This window comes from Bacteroides sp. K03 (assembly GCF_019734355.1).
Lineage (GTDB): Bacteria > Bacteroidota > Bacteroidia > Bacteroidales > Bacteroidaceae > Bacteroides > Bacteroides nordii.
The window spans coordinates 67,190-92,843 of the sequence record NZ_JAASHC010000012.1; the positions used below are offsets into that span (position 1 = coordinate 67,190).

Below are 25,654 nucleotides of genomic sequence, written 5' to 3' on the forward strand. Positions count from 1 at the left end.
ATTTATGATTTCTAATTTATGAATTATGAATTATGTTAGAATTAGGATATGACTATGTACACGACATAAATCACACTTCATAAATCATAATTCTTGTAATTCTTTATGTTTCGCACGCTGATACCAGATGATACAAGCAACGATAATCAATGCCATAGGAGGCATCAACATCAGACCGTTGTTCAAGTAACCCATTTTGTAGAATGACTCCGGGATAATGCGGAAGTTCAGCAAAGTGCCCGAACCCAACAATTCACGGAAGAAAGCTACAATAATCAGAATCTTAGCATATCCAAGTCCGTTACCTATACCGTCGAGACATGACTCCCAGGGACCGTTCTGCATAGCAAAAGCTTCAAGACGTCCCATCAGGATACAGTTAGTAATAATCAGACCTACATAAACAGAAAGCTGAACACTTACATCATAAGCAAATGCTTTCAATATTTCACTCACAATAGTAACCAATGCAGCTACTACTACCAACTGAACAATAATACGGATACGGTTAGGGATTGTCTTTCTCAGCAACGAAATAACAACATTGGCAAAAGCTGTAATTACTGTCACGGATAAACCCATAACGATAGCCGGTTCCAATTTGGCTGTTACCGCCAGTGCCGAACAGATACCAAGCACCTGTACGGTAACCGGATTGTCGACTCCCAACGGAGCAAAGAATACTTCTTTATTCTTTTTAGAAAATAATTGGCTCATATTCTATCGTTCCTCCTTATTTATTAGTTAAAAAATTATTGTACTGACCCAGACAGTTCTTAATCATATCATCTACACCCTTAGAAGTAATTGTACCACCCGAAATACCATCGACCTGATATGCAGGATCAGTAACTTTACCATTCTTCTCAACAGCCAGAGCAATCTGCCCGTCTTTCATCACTTTCTTACCATCAAACTCTTTCTGAAAAGCAGGAGTTGCAATCTCAGCTCCCAAACCCGGAGTTTCACTTGCATGAGAGAAGTACACACCGTAAACCGTGTCTTTGTCTTTGTTTAAACCTACATATCCCCAAATCGGCCCCCAAAGTCCGGCTCCCGACAAAGGAATTACATATTTGGTCTCTCCCTTCACATCGCACACATACAGCGGAAGCTGACGCTCTGCTTCCGGCTTAGACATTTCGGCAGCCATATCTATTGCGAAACCACCATTTTCGGAAACAACCTCTCCGTTGGCGTTCAGAATCTCATCTGCTTTCACATATGTTTTATACAGTTCTTCCGCATTCTGACCTTTTGTGTCAACGTTCAATGCAGCCAGAATCTGTTTCATCTTATCCAACTCTTCGTTCTTTTTCTGCGTCGGTTTCAGAGAAGCAGAAACAAAAGCCAGAAGGAATGCTACGATAACAACCATTACCGAAGCATAAATGATAGTATAGGTATTACTATTTGTATTCATTGTTTTCGTTCGGTTTTAATTGTTAGACTTAACAGCACGTTTCTCGCGACGACCGATATTGCTCTGTACGATACAGTAGTCAATCAGCGGTGCGAAGATATTCATCAACAGAATAGCAAGCATCATACCTTCGGGATATCCCGGATTGAGCACACGGATTATGATAGCCATAGCACCGATAAGGAATCCGAAAATATACTTACCTGTTTCCGTACGGGCAGAAGTAACAGGATCGGTAGCCATAAATACAGCACCGAAACAAAAACCACCCAACACAAGGTGTTCGTACCAAGGCATATGAGCCATAGCAGTGTCCGGACCAGCAACATTAAAAATCCATCCCATAAAAGCACCACCTACAAATACAGAAAACATAGTTTTCCAGCTTGCAATGCCTGTCCACAACAGCAGGATCGCTCCCAGTGCAATGGCAATAACACTTGTTTCACCGATAGAACCCGGAATAAGCCCCGTCACCATATCCCATGAGAATGGAGGATAACCATCGGGGGTTAATGCAGTAGAAGCTACACCGAGTGAAGTAGCAGCAGTCAGCCCATCTACGCTCTGTCCCATACCGAATATACTCTGTCCGGATACCCAAACGGCATCACCAGACATCTTAGTAGGATATGCAAAGAACAAGAATGCACGGGTTACAAGAGCAACGTTGAACACGTTCATACCCGTACCACCAAATACTTCTTTTGCGAAAATTACAGAAAATGCAGTTGCAACAGCCAGAATCCAGAGTGGGCAGTCAACCGGCACAATCATCGGAATAAGCATACCTGAAACCAGAAAACCTTCCTGAATTTCTTCTTTCTTCCATTGTGCTATAACAAACTCGATACCAAGACCGACTACATAGGATACAATAATTTTAGGCAATACAGCCAGGAATCCATAGGCAAACATTTCCAGAAAACTACCTTCGCCTCCTGTATGAGTGAAATGCTGGTAACCTACGTTGTACATACCGAACAGCAAAGCCGGCATCAACGCAATAACCACGATCGACATTATACGCTTACTGTCAATCGCATCGTGAATATGCGTTCCCGTTTTCGAAGTGGTGCTGGGGACGAACAAGAATGTTTCAAAACCATCAAACACCGAACGAAACGCGTGGAATTTGCCGCCCTCTTCAAAGTTCGGCTTTATCTTGTCGAGATAATTTCTTAACGCTTTCATTAATATATTTACTATTTATCTATTTACTAATTACTATCTGATACCTCAATGCTTACATCATTTCGGCACGGAGCATATCCAGTCCGAGGCGGACAATGTGTTGCAGCTCCAGTTTGGATGAATCTACAAACTCACACAGGGCAAAGTCTTCCGGAGCTACTTCGTAGATACCAAGTGCTTCCATACGGTCGATATCCTGAGCAATGATTGCCTTGATAAGGAACTCGGGCAGAATGTCCATCGGGAACACTTTATCGTATTCGCCGGACATGATCATATGACGTTCCCCCCCCTTGATACGTGCATCCATTGTGTATTCTTTCTTAGCCATCAACCAGCTGAAGTAAGAACGGTGTACACTGAAGTGGTTGAAACGCGGCATGATCCATCCCAGCATTTCGTGGATATCATTACCTTCGGGGATAACTGTTACCTGGCTATGGAAAGCACCAAGAAAGCCATTCGGAGATACCAATTTACCAGTCAGCACATTGCCGCTGATATAGCGTAATTCTTTATCTTTTGTTACGTTTCCGGCAAAGATATTAGTCAGTAATGCACCTACACGCAGCTTACAATAAGCTGGTCTCAGTACTTCAGAACCTGTTACGGCAACCGTACGAGTCATATCTACACGCCCTGTATTCATCAGTCGTCCGATGAAGATTACGGCTTGCGGGTCAATGGTCCATACTGTTTCACCTTTTACTATAGGAGCAACATGGTTAATCTGCACGCCTACATTTCCAGCGGGGTTTGGTCCGTCGAAAGCAGTGATAGTAACATTCTTCGCCTGTGTTAAGGCTGCTGATTTCTGTTTCACACTAATGCCGAGATAAGTTTTAGCCATCTTAGCCAATGCATCGAGACCCGTCTGGAAATTTACTTCTTCTCCTTTGAGTGCGAATTCAAATTCAGGAGCCAATGGATTACTATCGAATGCAGAAACGAAAATTGCTCTAGGGGCAATATTCGGATCGGCAATCACATCGTAGGGACGTTGCTTGATGAAAGCGAACATACCTGCCTGCAACAACAGTTCCTTGACCTGATCAGCATTCAGCTGGGCAACATTCTGCTTGCCGAACTCCTCGTAGTCCTGCTCAGCAGCGGCTTCCACAACGATACTCATCACCTTACGGCGATCACCGCGTTCCACGCTTGTTACCACGCCGCTAACGGGCGAAACAAATTTCACTTCAGGATGATTCTTGTCGATAAACAAGGGTCCTCCAGCCATCACATATTCCTGCTCTTTGACTACCACTTTAGGAGTCACCCCAGGAAAGTCGTCGGGTACGAGTCCGTAAAATCCCGGCTCCTTCACTGCAGCTATCTCTTCAGCAGCTTTGCCTTTCAGGTTGATGTCAAGGCCTTTACGTAACTTTATTACATTTGCCATGTGTTATATAAAATAATGGTTTCATAATTTGCCCGCAAAAGTAATAAATAATAATGTGAAATAAGAGGAAAAAAGAAAGGAATTACGGAGATTTTTCCGTAATTCCTTTCGTTAACGTACACGAGGAAGAGAATAGTGAGTAGGGTTTAGTGATAAGTGATTAGTAGTTGCGCTATTACGCCGCATGGTACTAATCGCTAATCACTCCTCTTCCGGAGCAAACATCGGGTCCCATGCCGGCAGACGAACAGGCTTCTGTTTTAGAATTTCCATGACTTTTGATGTGGCGAATTTCTTTTCCACTACCAGACGAAACATATATTCATTAAACCATTCATCCGTCATTATAAGATGTCCCTGATAACCGGAACCTGCGCCCCAGCTATTCTCAACCATCCATTTCACAGGCTTTCCGTCTTTGTTGATATCAACAGCCATTAATGTCATCGCATGACTTGAGCCACTGGAAAAAGTCTGAATACGCTGTTTTTTATCCATTCCAAACGTAGTACCCATTAAAGAACCGTAGTCATAGTTATTAACATCAAGCAGTCCGCGATCTGAGTTCAGAAATTTACCCACATCACAAGAGAAATACATCATAGTGCTGTCCTTCAACGAAGCAATAGCCATCTCTTTAATCTCCTCTATCGGCAAATTGACGTATGTCCAGTTATGTCCGTCATAACGATGGCGGTCAAAATCTATTTCATAACATTTATAATACTCACGACTCGGATCATTCATCAGCATCACATAATTATTGATAAGATTCTCATCTCCGTATTTCTTCAGAAAAGACATTGGAGTGTACTGTTCTGTTTCCACCGGATTCCCTTTGGCATCGTAACGAGTCCATGTAAATTCTGTAGGAGGGACACCCAAATTTAATACCAACATACGATAAACAGTACCCAGCATCTCTGTTTTGCTCTTCTCAAGAGCAGCAGCCTTCGCCCCTTTCGAAGCCTGTTCACGCAATTGCAAACCAAATTCACGTAGTTTAAGTGAAATCAGATTTGCCATCCGTGCTGTATTCTCACTGCTATTCGTTTCAGGCATCACGCCCTTGGGTACCAATCCATATTTCCCCACAATATCTGCAACTCCTGTAAATGTCCCACCGTCACTCAAAGGATTGCGGAACAACCATTCCACCATCTTATCATCCATCGGTTTTTCGCGTGTATCAATCACTCCCTGCAAGAAGAGATTAGCCTTCTCCAGCTGATCATAAAAAAATGGATAGGTCTGTGAGAATTCAAACGAAGTCAATCCATACTTTGCAATCGTTTTGGCACGCATTACGTTCAGTCCGGTGAAAAGCCAGCAACGCCCCGATGACTTCTGATCGGTAATCCCTTTGGAATCTACTTTGATAGAGAAGTAAGTATCCAGCCCCGTCATATTATCCTGATTCAAAGCCAGTTTGCGGATATCATTATTACCAATTGCATTACGCAATGCCTTATCTGCACTTGTTTCCTGGTAACTCTGTTTAATCTGATTCAGCATCTCACTGCTGATTCCACCCTTGTCCCGCTGTGCCTGTACAGAAAAAAAAGCAGCACTCAGAACAAATAATGATAAAATTCGTTTATTCATATAAATAATGTATTAAATAATATGCCAATGTGCTAATGTGCCAATTGGCTGCGCTATGATGCCTCACGGTAATTGGCATATTGGCACATTAGCGCATTGACACATTATCCTTTTGCAAAATTAGTATCCTTTTTTGGAATTTTTATCCATTCCTTTAGATTTATTACCTATTCGGCTGGAAACTATTCCGAATAAAACAGTTTTCTTTGCACCCTCATTCATAAAGAGAATATGAAAAGATATATAATAGGTATATATATGGCGCTAATTCCCGCCATTACTCTTCTGGCACAAGAAGAAGGCATCACATTTTTAAAAGACGGCAAACTGGAAGTTAATACGGTATTTAATCCCGACAGTCTGAAACAGGATACTCTTCCGAAACTTTCCAAACGCGAGCTACGCCGATTGCATGTGGCGAAACGAAATCTCCATTACAACATCCTGGGTGGTCCGAGTTACAGTCCGGATTTCGGATTCCTCATTGGCGGTAGCGCTCTTATGACCTTCCGCATCAATCCTAGTGATACTACCCAGCAGCGTTCTGTTGTACCCATGGCTATTGCCTTCATGTTCAACGGCGGATTGAATCTCTTCTCCAAACCTCAGTTATTCTTCAAAGGTGACCGTTTCCGTATCTTCGGACAGTTCAGCTATAAAAATACACAGGAAAATTTCTATGGAATAGGCTATACCACCAACAAAAATTATGTACGTAGTGACACCACCAGCCAGTACCGATATAGTGGCGTGCAGATAAACCCCTGGTTCCTTTTCCGCCTGGGCGAAAGTAACTTCTTCGCAGGTCCACAGATAGATATTAACTACGATAAAATGAGTAAACCTGCAAAATACCTTGTAGACCAGCCTTCTTATATTGAAGCAGGTGGAACGGCTCATGGTTATAGTAACCTTAGTTCCGGGGTTGGTTTCCTGCTGACGTATGATACACGTGATGTTCCGGCCAATGCATATCGGGGCATATATCTTGACCTTCGCGGTGTCACGTATCAGAAGTTTTTTGGTAGTGACAACGAATTCTACCGTCTTGAAATAGATTACCGCCAATACAAAACAGTAGGCCACCGTAAAGTGATCGCCTGGACTGCACAAACCAAAAATGTCTTTGGAGATGTACCTCTGAATAAGTATGCCCTCAGTGGGACACCATTTGACCTTCGTGGTTATTATATGGGACAGTACCGGGATAAGTCTTCTCATGTCATTATGGGTGAGTATCGCCAGATGTTCAACACGGACAAAAGCACATGGATAAAGAAAATGGTCAGCCATATCGGTTTTGTAGCCTGGGGTGGATGCGGTTTCATGGGTCCTAATCCTACCAAAATCGAAGGCGTGCTGCCCAATGCCGGAGTCGGATTGCGTATCGAAGTGCAACCCCGTATGAACGTCCGCCTCGACTTCGGTCGCAATATGGTAAATAAGCAAAATCTGTTCTACTTCAACATGACAGAAGCCTTCTAAACGAGGGCTATCTCCATTTTTAATTAAAAAAAGAAAATAGAAGAAGCATAAAGAACACAGAATAAAATAATTATCTATATTTGCGGTAGATTACACAATTAAATACAAGCAATTCAGGATAATTATGAAGCATTTTTGCTATCTGTATTCTTTTTCTATACTTCTTCTTTGCGCAGTGCCTTCGTTAGTGAAGGCACAAGAGATGAATGATAATATTAAATCTGAGGTAACAGATTATACTAACATCGTACTCCCCCCACTTGATTTACTTTTTGAAAATGCAAAAGGCGGACCTACTTACGAACTCGCCCAAGTAAAGGAACAGATAGAACGCAAATTATTGGCGAAAGAGAAAAGAGCTTTCCTTGGTTTTTTCAGTTTAAGAGGTAGTTATCAATATGGTATGTTCGGCAACGAAGGTACATACACGGATGTTGCCATTGCTCCGTATCTTACTTATACTACTCAAGCACAAAGAGGTTATACTGTTGGTGCAGGAGTTAATATTCCTATCGATGGTCTTTTCGATTTAAAAGCTCGTGTTAACCGACAGAAGCTTGCAGTAAAGGGTGCTGCATTGGAAAAAGAAATTAAGTACGAAGAAATGAAGCGAGAAATAATCGAAATGTATACGACGGCAACCTCACAGCTCAGCGTACTAAAATTACGTGCAGAAGCACTTGAACTTGCGACACTGCAATATGAAATTGCAGAAAAAAACTTTGCTAATAATAGTATTGATACCGGAGATCTTTCTGTAGAAAAACAAAGACAATCTTCTGCTATGGAAGCCTATGAAAAGAGTAAGTTTGAACTTACTAAAAGTTTAATGATACTTGAAGTTATTACCCGTACTTCTATTTTACGAAAATAAACACAATTTCTTATGGATTATATACTTTATCTATTCCGATCTTTGTATCGTAAATTAGTATGGATCATTTTGGGTGCACTACTTATTACAGTTTTTGTTTACCTTAAAACAGCGAATATGCGAGGTTCCTATAATGTTGAAACAACTCTCTATACTGGTGTTGTATCCGGTTATGGTATCGAAGCCAACAATGTAGGAGTCAATTGGGCCATTGCTCAAAATGCCATCGATAATCTTATTAACATAATACAATCAGAGAGCACCCAAAAGCGTGTTTCCATGCGATTATTTGCCCGTGTACTTGTAAAAGGGAATCCTGATAAAGATCAAAACTCCATAACAGCTGCCAGCTACAAATACACATACGACCATATGAAGAACAGTCCTCACGGCAAAGAGTTAATTACTCTTATCGACAAAAGCAGCGAGGAAAAAACAATGGAGAATTTTATGAAATATGAGAAAGCTGATGTGAACAATTATATTTACGGACTCTTTTATTATCAGCATCCTTATTACAGCCGTAGTGCATTAAAAAAAATACAGGTAACTCGATTGGGGAATAGTGACTTATTAAAAATAAACTATTCATCAGGTGATCCGGGTATCTCTTATAACACTATAGAGATACTAATGAAAGAATTTGTCAATGAATATCGCATACTCCGTTATGGAGAAACAGACAAAGTAATCGAATACTTCAGAGCTGAATTGAACCGCATTGGTGACGAACTGACCAGACACGAAGATGATCTCACCAAATATAATGTAGATAATCGAATCATTAACTACTACGATGAGACTAAAGAGATTGCCGCCATTAACAAAGAATTTGAATTAAGAGAGCAAACCGTATTATTTGCATACAACAGTTCTAAAGCTATGCTCGAAGAACTGGAACGTCAAATGGATAATAACACAAGACAAGCCATTACCAATCTGAACTTAGTTGATAAACTTAGAGAAGCCTCAAGTCTTACCGGAAAGATTACAGAAATGGAAACTGTTTCTGCTAATAAGTCCAAGGATGAGAAGATGTTGAAAGATTATAAAGATCTTTTAAATAAAACCCGCCAGGAATTGTCGAAGATCTCCGATCAGTATGTGGGAGATAAATATACAAAGACAGGAATTGCTCGTACCAATATTGTTGAACAGTGGCTTGATCAGACCTTAGCATATGAAAAGGCTAGGGCAGAACTTGATATTGTGAAGAAAAGCCGGATAGACCTAAATGAGAAATACCAGTTTTATGCTCCTGTAGGTACTACAATCAAACGTAAAGAGCGTGTTATTAACTTCTCTGAACAAAGTTATTTAACCAATCTTGCCAGTTATAATGAAGCTCTGATGCGTAAGAAGAATCTTGAGATGACTTCAGCGGCTCTCAAAGTATTGAACCCACCTGCATATCCTATTAGTGCAGAGGCCACTAATCGCCGTAAAATCGTATATATGGCTTTTCTGGGTACTTTCTTATTTCTAACAAGCTTTTTTATACTGATAGAACTGATAGACCGTACATTACGTGACTCTCGACGTACACGCAAATTAACTGGTTGTCCTGTTTTGGGAGACTTTCCTAGTAGGAAAAAGACTTCCCCATATAGTGTTACCTATGATAATAGTGCTACCCGTTATCTGAGTAGTGCCATACTTCGATTCTTCACACAACGAAAAGAAGGATCTCCTTTTATACTCAACATGCTTAGCATGGAGGACGGATGTGGTAAAAGCTACGTATCCGAATCCATTGAAGCATACTGGAAAAAACTTGGACTCAATGTACGTAAATTGACAGATGGTGTCGATTTTCAGTCCAATTCCTCTGAATTCCAGTTGGCTAATGGTATCCATGAATTATATACACCTGGCAATGAAGATATTTTGATTGTAGAATATCCAGCGATGAGTAACAGCAATGTCCCTACTCCATTACTTCGTGAAGCCCAACTAAACCTAATGATTGTCTCGGCTAACTACGGATGGAAAGCTACGGATAAAATAATGCTCCAAAAACTTGAAGCTCAATTAGGAGCAAAACCCTATCTCTGCCTGAATCGTGCTCCAAGATACGATGTAGAAAACTATACTGGAATGCTTCCTCCATATACACCATTACGCAAAGTAATGTATCTCCTGTCACAATTAGCTTTGACCGAAAATGCAATTCATTGGAAGGACGTCTGGAAAAGAAAAAAGAACTCTCGTACAAGCGTTGCTGAAGTAGAAGAAGACGATGACGATTAATAGTAAAGAAAAGAAGATATACGAAGACAACCAATCGGCAGTCAGTTTTTATATATTGTTCGCCTTCCAGTTTCTATTGGTAGCCGGAGGTATGTTTGTCAACATCAAGACAGGAATATCAACCTCCCTGTTGGTATTATTAATGACTCCTTTTATATTGTCGCGCTGTTCTTCTCTGAATTTTGATTTATCAAGAATTCGCAATGGCATGACAGGACTTTTTGTCTTCCTTTGTGTGTTTTATCTTCTTGAGATCGGAAACCCCAATAATGTGCAGGAAGCCTGGAACATCAGTATAACTCATTATGCAATTTATCCTATTGCTATGGCCATACTGGTGCCAGTTGCAATTCGTGATCGCAAAGGCATAGAATGGCTTTTATTTATTTGGTCAGTATTTATACTGATAGCTTCCATGAAGGGGTACTGGCAAAAGAATCATGGATTCAACCAGCAAGAGCTCTATTTTCTTTATACAATGGGAGGTTATCGTACACATCTTATCTGGTCAGGAATACGTTATTTTTCATTCTTCTCAGATGCGGCCAATTACGGAGTACACTCTGCTATGGGACTTACAGTATTTGCCATATCAGCCTTACTGGTTCGTTCTAAATGGATGAAAATATATTTTGCCGTTATAGCCATTGCTGCTGCCTATAGTGTAGGAATTTCGGGTACCCGCTCCGCGATGGCTATTCCTCTCGTTGGATTAACAATGTATGCATTCATTTCTAAGAGCGTAAAAAGTATTACCATTAGTCTCATCACACTTGGAGCTGTGTTTTGTTTCTTCTATTTTACAAACATTGGTGACAGTAACCAATATATCCGTAAAATGCGAAGCGCTTTTCATCCTACAGAAGATGCTTCTTATTTAGTGCGTGTAGAAAATAGAAAGAAGATGAAAGAACTTATGGCAGATCGTCCTTTTGGCTACGGTGTAGGCTTATCCAAAGGAGCACGCTTTGAACCAAAAGAATTAATGCCTTATCCACCCGATTCCTGGTTGGTATCTGTATGGGTAGAAACCGGGATCGTAGGTTTAGTACTTTATCTTGTTGTACATGGTGCACTCTTTGCATGTTGTGCATGGATATTGTTATTTAAAATAAAGAATAAACACTTGCGAGGATTACTCGCTGCGTGGCTTTGTATGAATGCGGGTTTCTTCGCAGCTGCCTATGCCAATGATGTGATGCAATATCCCAACTCCATTGTAGTTTACACAGGTTTTTCCCTTTGCTTCGCCGGCCCTTACATAGATAAAGTAATGTTAGAGGAAGATAGGCAGAAAAAAGAAAGAAAAAAGAACAATAGTTCTGATAAACATGAATAACACTCCTTTACTATCATTTATCACAATTTGCTATAATGGCATAGCAGACACGTGTGCACTTATTGATTCTATCCATAAGATTATCCACTCAGTATCCTATGAGATCATCGTTGTGGATAACGCTTCCCGGAAAGATGAAGCAACTATCATTAAAGCACACTACCCTACCGTCATCACCGTGCGTAGCCAGCAAAATCTGGGCTTCTCCGGAGGTAACAATCTAGGATTAGAAATAGCACAAGGCAGATACCTGTTCCTTATCAACAATGATACTTATTTTGAATCAGACGGAATACAAGCGCTTATCGACCGGCTAGAAAGCGATTCTCAAATCGGTGCTGTATCTCCCAAGATACGATTTGCCTTTCCGCCGCAGCACATCCAATTTGCCGGATATACACAACTGAGTAGTATCACAATGCGCAATGAACCTATCGGTATGGGACATCCGGATAATGGAAGCTTTGAGACTTCACACCCCAGTCCTTACTTGCATGGAGCTGCTATGCTTATCAAACGTGAAGTTATAGACCGCACGGGACTTATGCCCGAGATTTATTTTCTCTATTATGAAGAGTTGGACTGGTGCACTGCCATGACCCGTGCTGGATATACGTTATGGTACGAACCCCACTGTACCGTCTTTCATAAAGAGAGCCAAAGTACCGGGCAGCAGAGTCCCCTGCGTACATTCTATCTTACGCGTAACCGTCTGCTCTATGCTTGGCGTAATTTCACAGGAATGCGCTGCTTACTGTCTATACTCTACCAGATGACAGTAGCCGCTGGAAAAAACAGTCTCGTCTATCTTCTCAAACATCGTGTAGATCTGGCATCCGCTGTTTGGAAAGGCGTGTTTGCCTTTTTTTCTTTACCGAATAAAAAAAATTAACCTATGAATACTCTGATTACTCTTATCGACTGGATACTCTTCATTCCACTGGCACTGTGTGTTGGCTATCTTTTTTTCTTTGCCATTGCTTCGCGTTTCCAGTCACATCTTATTGACAAAAATTTCATACCACAGGAGCAACACCGTTTCCTTGTGTTCTTTCCCGCCTACAAAGAAGATCGAGTCATTGTAGATTCTGTCAGTAGTTTCCTGGAACAGGACTACCCTTCAGAATTCTACGATATCCTTGTTGTCTCAGACCATATGCAACCACAAACAAATGATGCTTTGCGTAGCCTTGGAGTAACAGTCCTGGAAGCCACTTATACGGATAGTTCAAAAGCCAAAGCAATGAAGCTCGCCATGCAAGAGATACCTGCCGGAGAGTACGATGCGATCGTTATTATGGATGCCGATAATACTACCGTCTCTTGCTTTCTCACCCGTATTAATCAAGTTTACGCACAAGGTTTCATCGCTTTACAGGCACACCGCACCAGTAAGAATCTCACTACTAATATCGCACTGCTCGATGCTGTGAGTGAAGAAATCAACAATGGATTTTTCCGCAGTGGACACAATGCCGTACGTCTCTCTGCTGCCCTGTCCGGTTCGGGAATGGTGATAGCCGAAGAAAAATTCCGCCGTTATGTATTGCAACTGAAAACAGCAGGTGAGGACAAAGAGCTGGAAGCATTGATACTGAAAGAGAACCACGGGCACATAGCTTACATACCTGATCTGCTTGTATACGATGAGAAAACACAACGGCAGGAAGCCATCAGCAATCAACGCCGCCGTTGGATAGCTGCTCAGTTTGGTGCTCTGCGTGCATCATTACCCGATTTACCGAAGGCGCTGATGCAAGGTAACTACGATTATTGTGATAAGATATTACAGTGGATGCTTCCGCCACGACTGGTACAATTGGCAGCTGTCTTTGGGTTTACATTACTGGCCACAATAGTTAGCCCTGCAACAAGTGTAAAGTGGTGGATACTTTCATTTGTACAAGTAATAGCAATGATTGTTCCTGTACCTGCAGAACTGATGACTATCAAACTTCTGAAAGCACTCATGAGAATACCGACATTAGCATTCATCACGATAGGTAATCTGTTCAAATTAAAAGAAGCAAATAAGAAGTTTATACATACGGAGCACGGGAAGGAAGAAGGAAGAAAGGAAAATTGAAAAAGCAGAAAAGATGTACCGACATAGCATAGTAACTGCCATCTCTCCTCCTCCACCACTTGTACCACAAAAGTATTTAATAAATGAATAGAAGCCTTTTCGGAATTGATAGAGAAACTGGAACAGACTTGAAACACCGGTCGAAACGCGATATACACCGAATAGGTACTGATAATTGTGGAAACGATAGGAAAACCGTGAAAGAGTTATATGAGTTATGGACTGTAATTTATTAGCTGCGCTATATACTGCATGGCACAAATCACAATTCATAACTCATAATTTATTTACCAAGCTGCTATTTGTCCAGTTACAGAGTAAATCATCTCCATTAGACTCAACCCAAGCCTTGAAGCCCATGCAGACGTTGTTGTTCCAATGTATAGTATCAGTCAAAATTCTCCCAACCCATCTCCGCTCTCAAGCCGAAACTATTCTTATACATTCCATTAAAACCAACTATTTGTAACACACACATTTTTAATAAAAGTTAATCAACGAAAGTCTCATTTCTTGACTCCATTTTCTGTTTTTATAACAATTGATAATTATTTCCATCTTCATATTCATGCAAATTGTCGTATCTTATGGATATTTAGTTTATTCCTCAGTGAGAAACACCCCGTTGCTCGTAGAGAAACGCTCCGTTTGTCGTAGAGAAACGAGTCAATTCTCTACGAGTAAATAACATAACACATAACATGTTGATTATTAACGCATTAAAATATTATATATTTTTTAACAATCAAACAATCTCTTTATCTGTTTATCCAGCATTTACATATATCTGAAATCACAACACACCTTGGATCTCTTTGTGTATAATCCCTGTCATAAAGCTGTTACTTGTGAATCAGACTGTAAACAAGACGCAATAACTTACTGGCAATATTATCCATCACCACAAATTTACTTACGTAAAAGGACTGCTACTTTGCGACGGATTTGTTCCTGTAGCTCGACTTCATTGGGGATATGAAGGCTACAACCTAATAGATGAACCTATCGTCGAGATTGGCATAAAGGACTTGTCGTGCTCGTTACTGCGATAGTTATGACACTGAAGACAGTATGTTTCCAACCGGGTACTAGTACGACCTCCTACTAAGGTGTTGAACTTGGGAAAAATTCCCATACTGTTGTACTTCCTGTACGGAGTATTGAATAAATTAATAGTTGATTTACTGACAAGTAGGCGGAGAATGGTGGATGATGGATAATTGGCAGCACAGTATATTGGCAAATTATTCAAAACCACCAGAAAGAAATTAATTCTACCAGCAAATCATTGATACTAATATTTTTTATGTATTTTTGTCCCTATTCTAAAATATAAATGTACCAAACGGACAAACATTATAAAAAAACAATGAAAGCATTGATAGTTTTCAGGGAAGATGACGCTGACAATCTCTTTGTCCACGTCCTTTGTCAGGCCATTTACAATTTAAAGATTGACATACATTGTTCTTGTCATGACTTCTGGGAGAAAGACGATATATATGATATTGTTCATTTTCAATGGCCGGAAGAAGTTGTGGGATGGAATTGTACAGATGAGTCTGTTATAGAACGCCTCAAACAGCGTATTGCATATTTCAAGATTGCAGGAACCCAATTTGTCTATACCCGCCATAACAGTTGTCCCCATTACAGTAATCCAGTCATTAAACAGGCATACGAAATAATAGAATCATGCAGTGATTTAATAGTACACATGGGTAAATACAGTTTGGAAGAATTCAAACAAAATTACCCCAGTAGCCGGAATGCTATCATACCACACCATATTTACGAAAACACATATAACGAAAGCATAACACGCGAAGAGGCACGTGCCCGGATAGGAATCCCTAAGAATAGGTTTGTTATTACCGCTTTTGGTAAGTTTCGCAATCATGAAGAAATCAAAATGGTGCTAAATAGCTATTTACGTTTCCGGAATAAAAACAAATTCTTACTGGCTCCACGAATGCTCCCATTCTCTAGGCGTCCCGGACAACGAAATATACTAAAACGGATCCTCTCTTTCATCGGATATTATCTCGTTCCTCTTTTTCTAAGATTAAGAGGTGTCAAAGCTGGAGCAAGTGAAGAGCTCATAGACAATGACGAACTCCCTTATTATATTGCAGCATCAGATGTAATATTTGTACAACGGAAAAAGATTTTAAACTCTGGTAATATCCCTTTAGCATTTTTGTTCAGGAAGGTCGTAATAGGTCCCAATGTAGGAAATGTAAGTGAATTGCTTCACGAGGTAAAAAATCCCATATTTATCCCTAATGATATCAACAGTATAACGAATGCTCTAGAACAGGCAAGACAACTTTGTGAACAAGATAAAGGTGAAGATAATTATCACTTTGCGAAACAGCAAATGGGTCTCAATACAGTTGCAGATGCTTATATAAACGCGTATCAGTCGATTTTGAACATCGATTCTAAATTTGTTTAAACTCTATTTGCTACGGATAAATAATGAATATAGCGCGCTGTGCCGATGCAGCTCTCTCGCCTAGAAAGGCACCCTTATCGGAGGCTGGAAGTGTATTGACACAGCGCAGCCAATTAATATATTTAACTCAATAGCATTTCGCTTTGAATATTTAACAGATTCATATAATACTTTTCATGGCAAGTAATCTCAAACAACAGCTTTTCTCCGGCGTATTCTACACTGCCCTCGCTAAATACAGCGGAATCATCATTTCCCTTGTGGTGGCCGGAGTGCTGGCACGGCTCCTCTCACCGGATGATTTTGGTATAGTTGCCATTGCTACAGTCATCATCGCCTTTTTCGGTATTTTCACCGATATGGGCATCTCCCCTGCCATTATACAAGATAAAACTCTGACCGAACATGAACTGTCAGACATCTTTTCATTCACCCTCTGGATGGGAATAGGGCTATCCGTACTCTTCTTTGCCGCCTCGTGGTCCATTGCTGCTTATTATGACAGTCCCATTCTGCGTATCCTATGCCAATTGCTCTGTCTCAACCTCTTTTTTGCCTCTGCCAACATAGTGCCCAATGCACTATTTTATAAAAATAAAGAGTTTAAGTTCATTGCCCTGCGTAGCTTCGGCATACAAGTGGCGAGTGGTGTAGCCGCAGTCATCGCTGCACTGAGTGGCGCCGGACTGTATGCATTAATTATCAGTCCAATTCTTTCCAGCATACTAATATTCGGTATATCAATTAAACGTTATCCTCAGCGCGCCTCGCTAACGTTGGGATTGAAAGCAATTCGCAAAATATTTTCCTACTCTGTCTATCAATTCCTGTTCAATGTCATCAACTACTTCAGCAGAAACCTGGACAAGCTATTAATAGGCAAATACATGAGTATGTCGCAGCTGGGCTATTATGAAAAGTCTTATCGGTTGATGATGCTTCCGCTTCAGAATATCACGCAAGTGATTACACCAGTAATGCATCCCGTTTTCAGTGATTATCAGAATGATCTGCAACGCCTTAGCTCTGCCTACGAACGTATCATGCGCTTGCTTGCTTTTATCGGGATACCACTCAGTGTATTGTTATTTTTCACTGCCAGAGAAGTTACCCTTATCATCTTCGGAGATCAATGGTTACCCTCTATACCCGTATTCCGTATTCTCACCCTTTCGGTGGGCATACAAATTATCCTTTCCTCTTCTGGAAGTATTTTTCAAGCAGCAGGAGATACGCGTAGCCTGTTTATCTGCGGATTGTTCTCGTCCGTACTCAACGTAAGTGGTATGCTGTTGGGCATTTTCTGGTTTGGCACACTCGAAGCAGTAGCATGGTGCATTGTCATTACATTTTGTATCAACTTCATCCAATGTTACTGGCAGATGTACCGCATCACGCTCAAACGGAGTATGTGGACGCTGTTGCGACAATTTGCATCACCTATTATTGTAAGCATGCTTATTACTGCCGCCTTGCTACCGCTGCACTACCTTACAGAGGGGGATAACATTTTTTTCACGCTACTATTGAAAAGTATTATAAGTTTCCTTATCTTTGGGCTGTACATACAGACCACACACGAATATGATCTGATAAGAAGAGCACGCGGACTGGTCGAGAAACTAAGAAAAAAAATAAACGATACAAACAAGTAACAAAGCAAACAATGAAAATATTGTTTCTTATCTTTCATGGATTTGATGAAGCTAATGGTATCAGCAAGAAAATCCGTTATCAGGTGAAAGCATTACGCGAATGCGGCGCCGATGTACGTGTATGCTGGCTTGACGATGCCAATGGGAAGAAATACCGGATGATAGACGATACTGTACTACAAGACTATGGCTCAGGAATAAAAGGTAAAATTCTGAAACGAACGGGATTGAACTGTATTGCACAGTACGTACGTAAAAATGACATCCACCAGATTTATATCCGTAGTGACCACAACACTACTCCTTTTCTTATCAACCTACTTCGGAAGCTGAAAAAAATAGGATGTGGGATAGTGATGGAAATTCCAACTTATCCATATGATCAGGAATACAAGGGATTATCTTCCGGATACCAACGTGTTATATTTATGGACAAGTGTTTGCGCCGTTTTATGTCAATGTACATTGACCAAATAATAACTTTTTCAAATCATAGAACCATTTTCGGTCGCCCTACCATTCGTATAGCAAACGGAATAGATTTTGATGCAGTACCTCTGAAAACAGGCTTACAACCGGAAGATGGCAAACTACATCTTATAGCCGTAGCAACAATCCATCCGTGGCATGGATTTGACCGCGCTATTCGTGGAATAGTAACACAGACTGCTCTCCTGCAAAATGTCGTATTACACATCGTAGGACAGGGTATTCCTACTATTATGGACGAATATCATCAACTGGTAACAGAGAATCACCTCGAAGAATCGGTTATATTTCATGGTCCTCTTTTCGGAAAAGCGCTTGACGACGTATTCGATCAATGCCAGTTAGGCATTGGTAGCCTGGCACGTCACCGAAGCGGGATCACCCACCTTCGTTCACTAAAAAACCGGGAATATGCGGCACGAGGAATCCCATTTGTTTACTCCGAAATTGACGACGATTTTGAAGAGATGCCATATATAATGAAAATTCCTGCAGATGAGTCACCACTGAATATACAGAAAGTAGTAGATTTCTACCACTCAGTGGCATTAACTCCAAAAGAAATACGGACATCAATACTCGAAAAATTATCGTGGAAAACACAAATGAAATATGTGATCGAAAGCCTATGAACCGAAAAATAAAATTGGCCTATTGTATTCCTGGACTTTATGCTTCGGGAGGGATGGAACGCGTATTAACATTAAAAGCCAACTATCTGGCAGAAAAACTGGGATATGACGTAACAATCATTCTTACAGAAGAAAAAGGGCGGAAATTGTATTATGAACTCTCCCCACTGGTGAAGGTGATAAATCTGGATATCAACTTTGATCGTATTGGAGGTGGAAATCTGGCTATGCGTCTATACAATTATTTCAATCGTCAACAACGCTACAAAAAGCGATTGCGTAAAACTCTTTATGAACTACGTTCCGATATTACTATATCTACATTACGACGGGAGATAAACTTCATTACCTCTATCCGGGACGGAAGCCGAAAAATAGGAGAATTTCATTTTAGCAGAGACAATTACCGGAACTTTAATGATATAAAAGCACCCGCGAGTATCCGAAAAGTAGCTGCTCGCATGTGGATGAATCAACTATTGGGTATACTGGAAAAACTGGAAAAGTTTGTTGTATTAACCAATGAGGACCGGGACAAATGGGTAGAACTAAACAATGTAATATGTATACACAATCCTTCCACTTTCCGTACTACCTGTACATCGGACTGTGAAGCCAAAAGAATACTCGCTATCGGCAGATATACCTACCAAAAAGGGTTTGACTTATTACTCCCAGCTTGGAAGAAAGTAAGTGAAAAACATCCGGATTGGCAACTTGTAATATACGGTGATGGGGAGAGAACTGAATACCGGAAACAAGCTGATGCACTGGGACTAACCCATGAGAACTGCCGGCTTGAAGGTACTACCCCAAAAGTAGCAGAAGAGATGGTAGCAAGTTCGGTATTTGTACTCTCATCACGCTATGAAGGAATGCCCATGGTATTGGGAGAGGCAATGGCATGCGGTATCCCCCCTGTATCATTTACTTGTCCGTGTGGCCCGCGAGATATTATTACCGACAGAGAAGACGGACTGCTGGTAGAAAACGGAAACATAGACCAACTTGCAGCGAAACTGGACTTCATCATCACCAATGAAGATGTACGCAAACAAATGGGAAAAAAGGCAGTAATCAATATACATCGTTTTGACCTCGAAAATATTATGCAAAAGTGGGATGAATTATTTAAAAGTATATTATCATGAATATAAAGCCATTGATTGATAAGATACAGTATAAGATACGCTATGGAAGTACGGTAGAGTGGTATAACTTTTGGTATATCGTGTTGCGACATCGGCAGAAAGTAGTTCCCCGGGTAGCTTCCATTGACGAAACAATACAAACAGTGATAGACAAGCATTGTTCAGTAAGTCGCTACGGTGACGGAGAAATGCTGCTTACCTGTGCAGATAAGGAAATCGGATTTCAAAAAGGAGATCAGTTACTGGCGGCACGACTCAAAGAGGTGCTGGTGAGCCATGAAGAAGGACACCTGGTATGTATATCGGATGTATTTTCAGATTTTTACCGATACAACCGTAAAGCGCGCCGATTCTGGAGAACTCACTTTTTTCTGTATGGTGCATGGTGGGACAAATATCTACAACCGAATCGGTTGTATTATAATACTTTTGTAACAAGACCTTACATGGATTTTGCCTCGAAAGAAGCATGTGGACGCTGGTTTAAAGCCATGCGAGGTATTTGGACTGACCGTAACGTAGTTTTTATAGAAGGCGAAAAGAGTCGTTTGGGAGTAGGCAACGATCTCTTTAGCGGAGCACGTAGTATTCGTCGTATTCTTTGTCCGCCTCATGATGCATTCAGCCGGTATGATGATATTCTGAATGAAGCGCTCAAGCTGGAAAAAGAGGTACTCTATCTTATTGCTTTAGGACCTACAGCGACCGTATTGGCATACGATCTGTTTAAAAACGGACGCCAAGCAATGGATATAGGACATGTAGACATTGAATACGAATGGTGGCGGATGGGCGCACAAAGGAAAGTAAAATTAGAACGTAAATACGTAAATGAAGCACCAGATGGTAGCCAGGTAGCGGATGCCGGAGAAGAATATCAGAAACAAATCATTGCTAAAATATGAAATTAGTATATTATCTGCCTTCTTTAGAAGCACCGGGAGGCTTGGAACGTATTATTACATTCAAAGCTGGCTATTTCGCGGAACAGGGAAATGATGTAACGATTCTAACTTCGGAACTTGGAGATCGTAAACCATACTTTCCGTTATCACCGAAGGTAAAACACATTGACCTGGGAATAGCTTTTGACTATCCATATAATCAGTCACACTTCACAAAACTATTAAAATATCCATTTCGTTATCGTTGTTTCCAAAAAAAATTCACCAAAACTTTGCGGAAACTCAGTCCAGACATCACCATATCAACTTTGAGGCGGGAACTGAATTTTATCAATAAAATAAATGACGGTAGTATTAAAATCGGAGAATTCCACGTTACCCGCCATGCCTATGGAGCCGAAACACTTGCAAGTGGAAATCCTGTTTTGAAATGGTTAAAGGTGCAATGGAATAAGAAATTTGTACACAACCTATCGCAACTGAAACAAGTTATATTACTGACACATGAAGAAGCAGGATTCTGGCCTGAACTTTCCAATATAAGTGTTATTCCTAATCCTATTATTACACCACTGAATAAGAAATCAGACGGAAAAGAAAAAAGTGTAATAGCCGTAGGACGATATGCGCCACAGAAAGGATTTGATAGATTGATAGACAGTTGGGCCCTTGTGATACGCGAACATCCGGACTGGATGTTACGCATTTATGGCGACGGCTTTTTGCGAACAGAATTGCAAACACAGATAGAACGTCTGGGACTAACAGAAAAATGCCAACTGGAACATACTGTGAACAACATTGCCGATAGATACAGCGAAAGTTCCATTTTTGTGCTCTCATCGCGATATGAAGGCTTTGGAATGGTTATAACAGAAGCAATGGGTTGCGGGGTTCCACCCGTATCATTTACATGTCCCTGCGGACCACGTGATATTATTAATGATGGAATAAATGGACTACTGGTAGAAGATGGTAACATTGAAGATATGGCAGAAAAAATAAGTTTTCTCATTGAAAATGTAGACAGACGCCTGCTAATGGGACAGCAGGCATATGAAGACGCTCAAAAATATAAGATGGAAAATATTGCAAAACAATGGGAAGAGTTATTCCAATCAATAACTAAAAAGGACGATGTATGAAATGGTATAATAAATACATACAAGTATATGAAAAACCAGTTTCCGAAATTCCGGCTCCTATTATAGAAGAAGTATGTCGGAAATTAGCAGAATTTCAAAGTAACGAACCATTGGCAAGCATAGTACTTATTGCCCACAATGAAGCAACTCATCTCCTGAGTTGCCTTTGGTCGCTTTGTGATAACCAGTTCAATTTCCCTATTGAAATAATAACCGTTAACAACAACTCAACAGATAATACAGAAGAGGTATTACAACAACTGGGAGCCCGCTATTATAATGAGTCACAAAAAGGCCCCGGATATGCACGACAGTGCGGACTGAATCACGCACGTGGAAAATTGCATCTCTGCATTGATGCCGATACACTTTACCCCCCTTATTATATAAAAACACATGTTGAGCAATTAATGAAACCGGGAATAATAGCTACATTTAGCTTATGGAGCTTTATGGCGGATAACAAACACTCACAAATCGGATTATGGTTCTATGAAAATCTACGAGATGTACATCTACATATTCAGGCTATCAAACGTCCAGAACTATGTGTAAGGGGAATGGCTTTTGGTTTTCATACGGAACCAGCCAGACTATTTGGTTTCAGAACAGATATTATTCGCGGAGAGGATGGATCACTGGCGTTAGCTATGAAATCACAAGGCAAGTTGGTATTCATTAGAAACCATAAAGCAAGGGTACTGACAAGTAATGGTACCATTAATGCAGATGGCTCACTTATGAACAGTTTCAAAATAAGGATGATCAAAGCATTAAAAGGTATAACAGGACTGTTCACTCCAAAAGATAATTACAAAGATGAAGATTCTAATTTGATAAAATAAAAGATCGGTAGTTCATGAAACAAAAATTTATTTATCTCATGTTGTCGGTTCTTTCCTTATTCGCAGTATCATGTATCAGGGAGGTAGACTTAACCAGAGGAAATTTAATAGAAGATAAGCCAATTTATCTTTATCCCTTTCAAAATGAAGAGGAAAATATCAAAACGGAAATTTTCATAAAAATAAAGCAGCCTTTGGTACGTAAAAGCTTAAATGCAGAAATTCCTCATTTGAAATATAACAAATCGTGGCTGTTTATGCTCACACAGGATGATTGTAAACAAGCAGCATTTTCTTGTACATGGGCAGCTATTAACGGAAAGCCTTTGACTAATAAATATTATTATAATGTAGGCCATCTTTTATGGAGTGACCTTCCGCCCGATATCTGGTATTTGGAAAAAACACTTGGAAGTACAGACGGAGCTGGCAATGAAATACGCTTTACTCCTACTACTACGCTCAATCCCGACCAAACATGGATGAATGAGAGAACAGAAATCTTCATGTACAATCCAAAGAACCATAATCGTTTTGGTATAAAAAAAGGCCTAGTATGGAACAACGTGCGCGAAATGCTGAATTATGGTTGGGGAATCGCCTTCCATAATCTTGTCGTAAACAATGAAAAAGACGTAAATGCATTGCTAGAACAATACCCTAATGCACAAGACAGTATATTGAAACACCTCAATGGCCGGGGCTGTAAAACACTGGCTGAACCGGATGGCAATAAGGCATATGTAACCGCAGCACTTGAATATCCTCCCATACAAACCATGGTAGCACAGGCAGGAACAGTCAAACTGTACCCTTTTAAAGTGGCAGACGATTTGCACAATGTGTTAATCGAACGCTGGTTTAACGATTCTCCCAACTACTTTAAACCCTTGATCGAGGAACAACTCCAAAAGCCTAAAGAAGAAAGAATGGCTATTTATATCGGAGTACACGGAACAGACTCCGGCTGGGTAAACTTCCTGCTTTGGCTCAATGACAATTATGGTAAAGACGGAGACGACTCCATGTGGTTCCCTTCTCAGGAAGAGTATTATGAATATAATTACTACCGTACTCATGGGGCCGCTCCGCAAATAGAAGTTATAGACGAAACGACCCTGAAACTAACCGTTGACCTACCAAGTGGACAATATTTCTACTACCCGTCTGTCACCATCAATCTAACAGGTCTGAAGAAACAGGATATTGTTTCTATCGAAACAGATAACGCCGTTAGTGGACTGTCATATGCTGACTTTGAAGATAAACTAATGTTAAACATAGACTGCCGGAAGTATCTGACAGAACATGCCACACATTTTGTAGAACAATACGAAAATGATAAAAGCAACGCTTCCAACAAAGCAGATGCCCTTTATTTTGTGAATATGCTTAAAGATTCACAGAAGAAAACAGAATTACTCAACAGAATAAAATAAAGATACTTTATATGAATACTCTTTGGATTGAAATCATCTTTTGGATAGCCCTCTTCATCGTGTTCTACACGTATCTGGGCTATGGTATCGTTCTCTACCTGCTCGTAAAGTTGAAAGAGCTTTTTGTAAAACCAATAAAGCGAAAACTTCCCGAAGACGGTACACTGCCCGAAGTAACGCTGTTTATCACCGCTTTCAACGAAGAAGAAGTGGTGGACGAAAAGATGGAAAATTCTCTCGAACTGGACTATCCAGAGGATAAACTACACATCATATGGGTGACAGATGGTAGTAATGACGGAACAAACGAACAGCTACGCACTCGTTGGGAAGGAAAAGCCACCGTACTGTTCCAATCCGAACGACAAGGAAAAACTGCTGCGATGAACCGGGGTATGAAGTTGATAAACACGCCTATTGTAGTGTTTACTGATGCCAATACGATGGTAAACCAGGAGGCTATCCGCGAAATCGTACTGGCGTTTGAGGATACACGCGTAGGCTGTGTGGCCGGAGAGAAACGAATTGCCGTACAAACACGGGATGGTGCAGCTGCCGGAGGAGAAGGTATCTACTGGAAATACGAATCAACCCTGAAAGCCTTGGATGCACGATTGTACTCGGCCGTAGGAGCGGCTGGAGAACTGTTTGCCGTACGCCGGGAATTGTTTGAAGAGATGGAGCAGGATACATTACTGGACGACTTCATCCTCTCACTGCGTATTGCCATGCAAGGACATACAATCGCTTATTGTACAGAAGCATACGCTATCGAAAGCGGATCGGCAGATATGCACGAAGAAGAAAAACGAAAAGTACGCATTGCCGCCGGAGGTCTGCAATCTATCTGGAGACTGCGCCGGTTGCTGAATCCGTTCCGCTATGGGATACTGAGTTTCCAATATGTATCGCACCGGGTACTACGATGGTCGCTCACTCCCATACTGTTGTTTCTGTTATTGCCACTCAATGCGCTATTACTGTGTATGGGAGCTTCGTGTGAGATATACGGAACGATTCTGATTCTTCAGATATTGTTCTACATTCTGGGACTTTGGGGGTATTACCTGTCAACACGACAGATAAAAAACAAACTGCTGTTTATTCCTTATTATTTTCTTTTTATGAACGTCAATGTACTGAAGGGAATAGGATATCTGAGGAAAAAACGTGGAACCGGTGCGTGGGAAAAGGCTAAAAGAGGGAAATAAATCCTCATAAATCATAATTCAACATCCTCTCATAATTCATGAATCATAAACCATAAATCATAATAC

Annotated in this window: 20 protein-coding genes; 15 read left to right on the forward strand and 5 right to left on the reverse strand. The window is 40.7% G+C overall.

The genetic code is table 11. From position 1 onward, the window contains the following. Nucleotides 1-84: 84 nt before the first annotated feature. From HCG69_RS10575 to HCG69_RS10595, 5 genes are all read right to left on the reverse strand, one after another. The gene (locus HCG69_RS10575; protein WP_195449576.1) at nt 85-717 is read right to left on the reverse strand and encodes an NADH:ubiquinone reductase (Na(+)-transporting) subunit D; all 633 of its coding nucleotides are present in this window, start codon (nt 715-717) and stop codon (nt 85-87) included. A gap of 16 nt (nt 718-733) precedes the next feature. Beyond that, nucleotides 734-1,423 carry a Na(+)-translocating NADH-quinone reductase subunit C gene (locus HCG69_RS10580; RefSeq protein WP_002560540.1) on the reverse strand — a complete coding sequence of 230 codons (690 nt, stop codon included), beginning with the start codon at nt 1,421-1,423 and terminating at the stop codon, nt 734-736. 15 nt (nt 1,424-1,438) lie between these two features. After that, nucleotides 1,439-2,617 (reverse strand): NADH:ubiquinone reductase (Na(+)-transporting) subunit B, encoded by a 1,179-nt coding sequence (locus tag HCG69_RS10585; protein WP_195660114.1) that lies wholly within the window; start codon nt 2,615-2,617, stop codon nt 1,439-1,441. A gap of 52 nt (nt 2,618-2,669) precedes the next feature. After that, on the reverse strand, nt 2,670-4,019 hold the full coding sequence (locus tag HCG69_RS10590; RefSeq protein ID WP_221650013.1) for a Na(+)-translocating NADH-quinone reductase subunit A: 1,350 nt from the start codon (nt 4,017-4,019) through the stop codon (nt 2,670-2,672). Nucleotides 4,020-4,220: 201 nt separating this feature from the next. After that, a complete protein-coding gene (locus HCG69_RS10595; protein ID WP_221650014.1) occupies nt 4,221-5,624 on the reverse strand; it encodes a C1 family peptidase in 1,404 nt (467 codons plus the stop codon). A gap of 231 nt (nt 5,625-5,855) precedes the next feature. On the opposite strand from HCG69_RS10595, the gene HCG69_RS10600 reads away from it, so the two are divergent. The 15 genes from HCG69_RS10600 (at nt 5,856) to HCG69_RS10670 (ending at nt 25,588) form a co-directional block, all read left to right on the forward strand. Beyond that, complete coding sequence (locus HCG69_RS10600) at nt 5,856-7,109, forward strand: BamA/TamA family outer membrane protein (protein WP_221650015.1); 1,254 nt, start codon at nt 5,856-5,858, stop codon at nt 7,107-7,109. A gap of 124 nt (nt 7,110-7,233) precedes the next feature. Beyond that, the gene (locus tag HCG69_RS10605) at nt 7,234-7,983 is read left to right on the forward strand and encodes a TolC family protein (protein WP_221650016.1); all 750 of its coding nucleotides are present in this window, start codon (nt 7,234-7,236) and stop codon (nt 7,981-7,983) included. Between the two features lie 12 nt (nt 7,984-7,995). Then, nucleotides 7,996-10,233: a hypothetical protein gene (locus HCG69_RS10610; protein WP_221650017.1), complete on the forward strand. Its 2,238-nt coding sequence runs from the start codon at nt 7,996-7,998 to the stop codon at nt 10,231-10,233. Then, nucleotides 10,223-11,572, forward strand: a complete 1,350-nt coding sequence (locus tag HCG69_RS10615) for an O-antigen ligase (protein ID WP_221650018.1) — start codon at nt 10,223-10,225, stop codon at nt 11,570-11,572. The genes HCG69_RS10610 and HCG69_RS10615 overlap by 11 nt, the downstream gene beginning before the upstream one ends. Next, nucleotides 11,565-12,464 carry a glycosyltransferase family 2 protein gene (locus HCG69_RS10620; protein WP_221650019.1) on the forward strand — a complete coding sequence of 300 codons (900 nt, stop codon included), beginning with the start codon at nt 11,565-11,567 and terminating at the stop codon, nt 12,462-12,464. Before HCG69_RS10615 ends, HCG69_RS10620 begins: the two co-directional genes overlap by 8 nt. A gap of 3 nt (nt 12,465-12,467) precedes the next feature. Then, nucleotides 12,468-13,658: a glycosyltransferase family 2 protein gene (locus HCG69_RS10625; RefSeq protein ID WP_221650020.1), complete on the forward strand. Its 1,191-nt coding sequence runs from the start codon at nt 12,468-12,470 to the stop codon at nt 13,656-13,658. A 1,369-nt stretch (nt 13,659-15,027) separates the two neighbouring features. Then, entirely contained in the window at nt 15,028-16,116 is a 1,089-nt protein-coding gene (locus HCG69_RS10630; RefSeq protein WP_221650021.1) for a glycosyltransferase family 1 protein, read from the forward strand. 176 nt (nt 16,117-16,292) lie between these two features. Next, nucleotides 16,293-17,771, forward strand: coding sequence for a lipopolysaccharide biosynthesis protein (locus HCG69_RS10635; protein WP_221650022.1), 1,479 nt, complete (start codon nt 16,293-16,295; stop codon nt 17,769-17,771). 11 nt (nt 17,772-17,782) lie between these two features. Beyond that, the gene (locus tag HCG69_RS10640; RefSeq protein ID WP_221650023.1) at nt 17,783-18,892 is read left to right on the forward strand and encodes a glycosyltransferase family 4 protein; all 1,110 of its coding nucleotides are present in this window, start codon (nt 17,783-17,785) and stop codon (nt 18,890-18,892) included. Further along, on the forward strand, nt 18,889-20,043 hold the full coding sequence (locus HCG69_RS10645; protein ID WP_221650024.1) for a glycosyltransferase family 4 protein: 1,155 nt from the start codon (nt 18,889-18,891) through the stop codon (nt 20,041-20,043). The genes HCG69_RS10640 and HCG69_RS10645 overlap by 4 nt, the downstream gene beginning before the upstream one ends. Further along, nucleotides 20,040-20,948 carry an SP_1767 family glycosyltransferase gene (locus tag HCG69_RS10650; protein ID WP_221650025.1) on the forward strand — a complete coding sequence of 303 codons (909 nt, stop codon included), beginning with the start codon at nt 20,040-20,042 and terminating at the stop codon, nt 20,946-20,948. Before HCG69_RS10645 ends, HCG69_RS10650 begins: the two co-directional genes overlap by 4 nt. Then, complete coding sequence (locus HCG69_RS10655; RefSeq protein WP_221650026.1) at nt 20,945-22,093, forward strand: glycosyltransferase family 4 protein; 1,149 nt, start codon at nt 20,945-20,947, stop codon at nt 22,091-22,093. The genes HCG69_RS10650 and HCG69_RS10655 overlap by 4 nt, the downstream gene beginning before the upstream one ends. Further along, the gene (locus tag HCG69_RS10660; protein ID WP_221650027.1) at nt 22,090-22,938 is read left to right on the forward strand and encodes a glycosyltransferase family A protein; all 849 of its coding nucleotides are present in this window, start codon (nt 22,090-22,092) and stop codon (nt 22,936-22,938) included. The genes HCG69_RS10655 and HCG69_RS10660 overlap by 4 nt, the downstream gene beginning before the upstream one ends. Before the next feature lie 14 nt (nt 22,939-22,952). Beyond that, entirely contained in the window at nt 22,953-24,377 is a 1,425-nt protein-coding gene (locus HCG69_RS10665) for a hypothetical protein (RefSeq protein ID WP_221650028.1), read from the forward strand. Between the two features lie 11 nt (nt 24,378-24,388). Beyond that, nucleotides 24,389-25,588: a glycosyltransferase family 2 protein gene (locus HCG69_RS10670; protein WP_221650029.1), complete on the forward strand. Its 1,200-nt coding sequence runs from the start codon at nt 24,389-24,391 to the stop codon at nt 25,586-25,588. The last annotated feature ends 66 nt before the right edge of the window (nt 25,589-25,654 follow it).

Bases quoted from the DNA above. Each gene is read 5' to 3' on its own strand.
- HCG69_RS10575 (WP_195449576.1), bottom strand. From the start codon at position 717: ATGAGCCAATTATTTTCTAAAAAGAATAAAGAAGTATTCTTTGCTCCG.
- HCG69_RS10580 (WP_002560540.1), bottom strand. From the start codon at position 1,423: ATGAATACAAATAGTAATACCTATACTATCATTTATGCTTCGGTAATG.
- HCG69_RS10585 (WP_195660114.1), bottom strand. From the start codon at position 2,617: ATGAAAGCGTTAAGAAATTATCTCGACAAGATAAAGCCGAACTTTGAA.
- HCG69_RS10590 (WP_221650013.1), bottom strand. From the start codon at position 4,019: ATGGCAAATGTAATAAAGTTACGTAAAGGCCTTGACATCAACCTGAAA.
- HCG69_RS10595 (WP_221650014.1), bottom strand. From the start codon at position 5,624: ATGAATAAACGAATTTTATCATTATTTGTTCTGAGTGCTGCTTTTTTT.
- HCG69_RS10600 (WP_221650015.1), top strand. From the start codon at position 5,856: ATGAAAAGATATATAATAGGTATATATATGGCGCTAATTCCCGCCATT.
- HCG69_RS10605 (WP_221650016.1), top strand. From the start codon at position 7,234: ATGAAGCATTTTTGCTATCTGTATTCTTTTTCTATACTTCTTCTTTGC.
- HCG69_RS10610 (WP_221650017.1), top strand. From the start codon at position 7,996: ATGGATTATATACTTTATCTATTCCGATCTTTGTATCGTAAATTAGTA.
- HCG69_RS10615 (WP_221650018.1), top strand. From the start codon at position 10,223: ATGACGATTAATAGTAAAGAAAAGAAGATATACGAAGACAACCAATCG.
- HCG69_RS10620 (WP_221650019.1), top strand. From the start codon at position 11,565: ATGAATAACACTCCTTTACTATCATTTATCACAATTTGCTATAATGGC.
- HCG69_RS10625 (WP_221650020.1), top strand. From the start codon at position 12,468: ATGAATACTCTGATTACTCTTATCGACTGGATACTCTTCATTCCACTG.
- HCG69_RS10630 (WP_221650021.1), top strand. From the start codon at position 15,028: ATGAAAGCATTGATAGTTTTCAGGGAAGATGACGCTGACAATCTCTTT.
- HCG69_RS10635 (WP_221650022.1), top strand. From the start codon at position 16,293: ATGGCAAGTAATCTCAAACAACAGCTTTTCTCCGGCGTATTCTACACT.
- HCG69_RS10640 (WP_221650023.1), top strand. From the start codon at position 17,783: ATGAAAATATTGTTTCTTATCTTTCATGGATTTGATGAAGCTAATGGT.
- HCG69_RS10645 (WP_221650024.1), top strand. From the start codon at position 18,889: ATGAACCGAAAAATAAAATTGGCCTATTGTATTCCTGGACTTTATGCT.
- HCG69_RS10650 (WP_221650025.1), top strand. From the start codon at position 20,040: ATGAATATAAAGCCATTGATTGATAAGATACAGTATAAGATACGCTAT.
- HCG69_RS10655 (WP_221650026.1), top strand. From the start codon at position 20,945: ATGAAATTAGTATATTATCTGCCTTCTTTAGAAGCACCGGGAGGCTTG.
- HCG69_RS10660 (WP_221650027.1), top strand. From the start codon at position 22,090: ATGAAATGGTATAATAAATACATACAAGTATATGAAAAACCAGTTTCC.
- HCG69_RS10665 (WP_221650028.1), top strand. From the start codon at position 22,953: ATGAAACAAAAATTTATTTATCTCATGTTGTCGGTTCTTTCCTTATTC.
- HCG69_RS10670 (WP_221650029.1), top strand. From the start codon at position 24,389: ATGAATACTCTTTGGATTGAAATCATCTTTTGGATAGCCCTCTTCATC.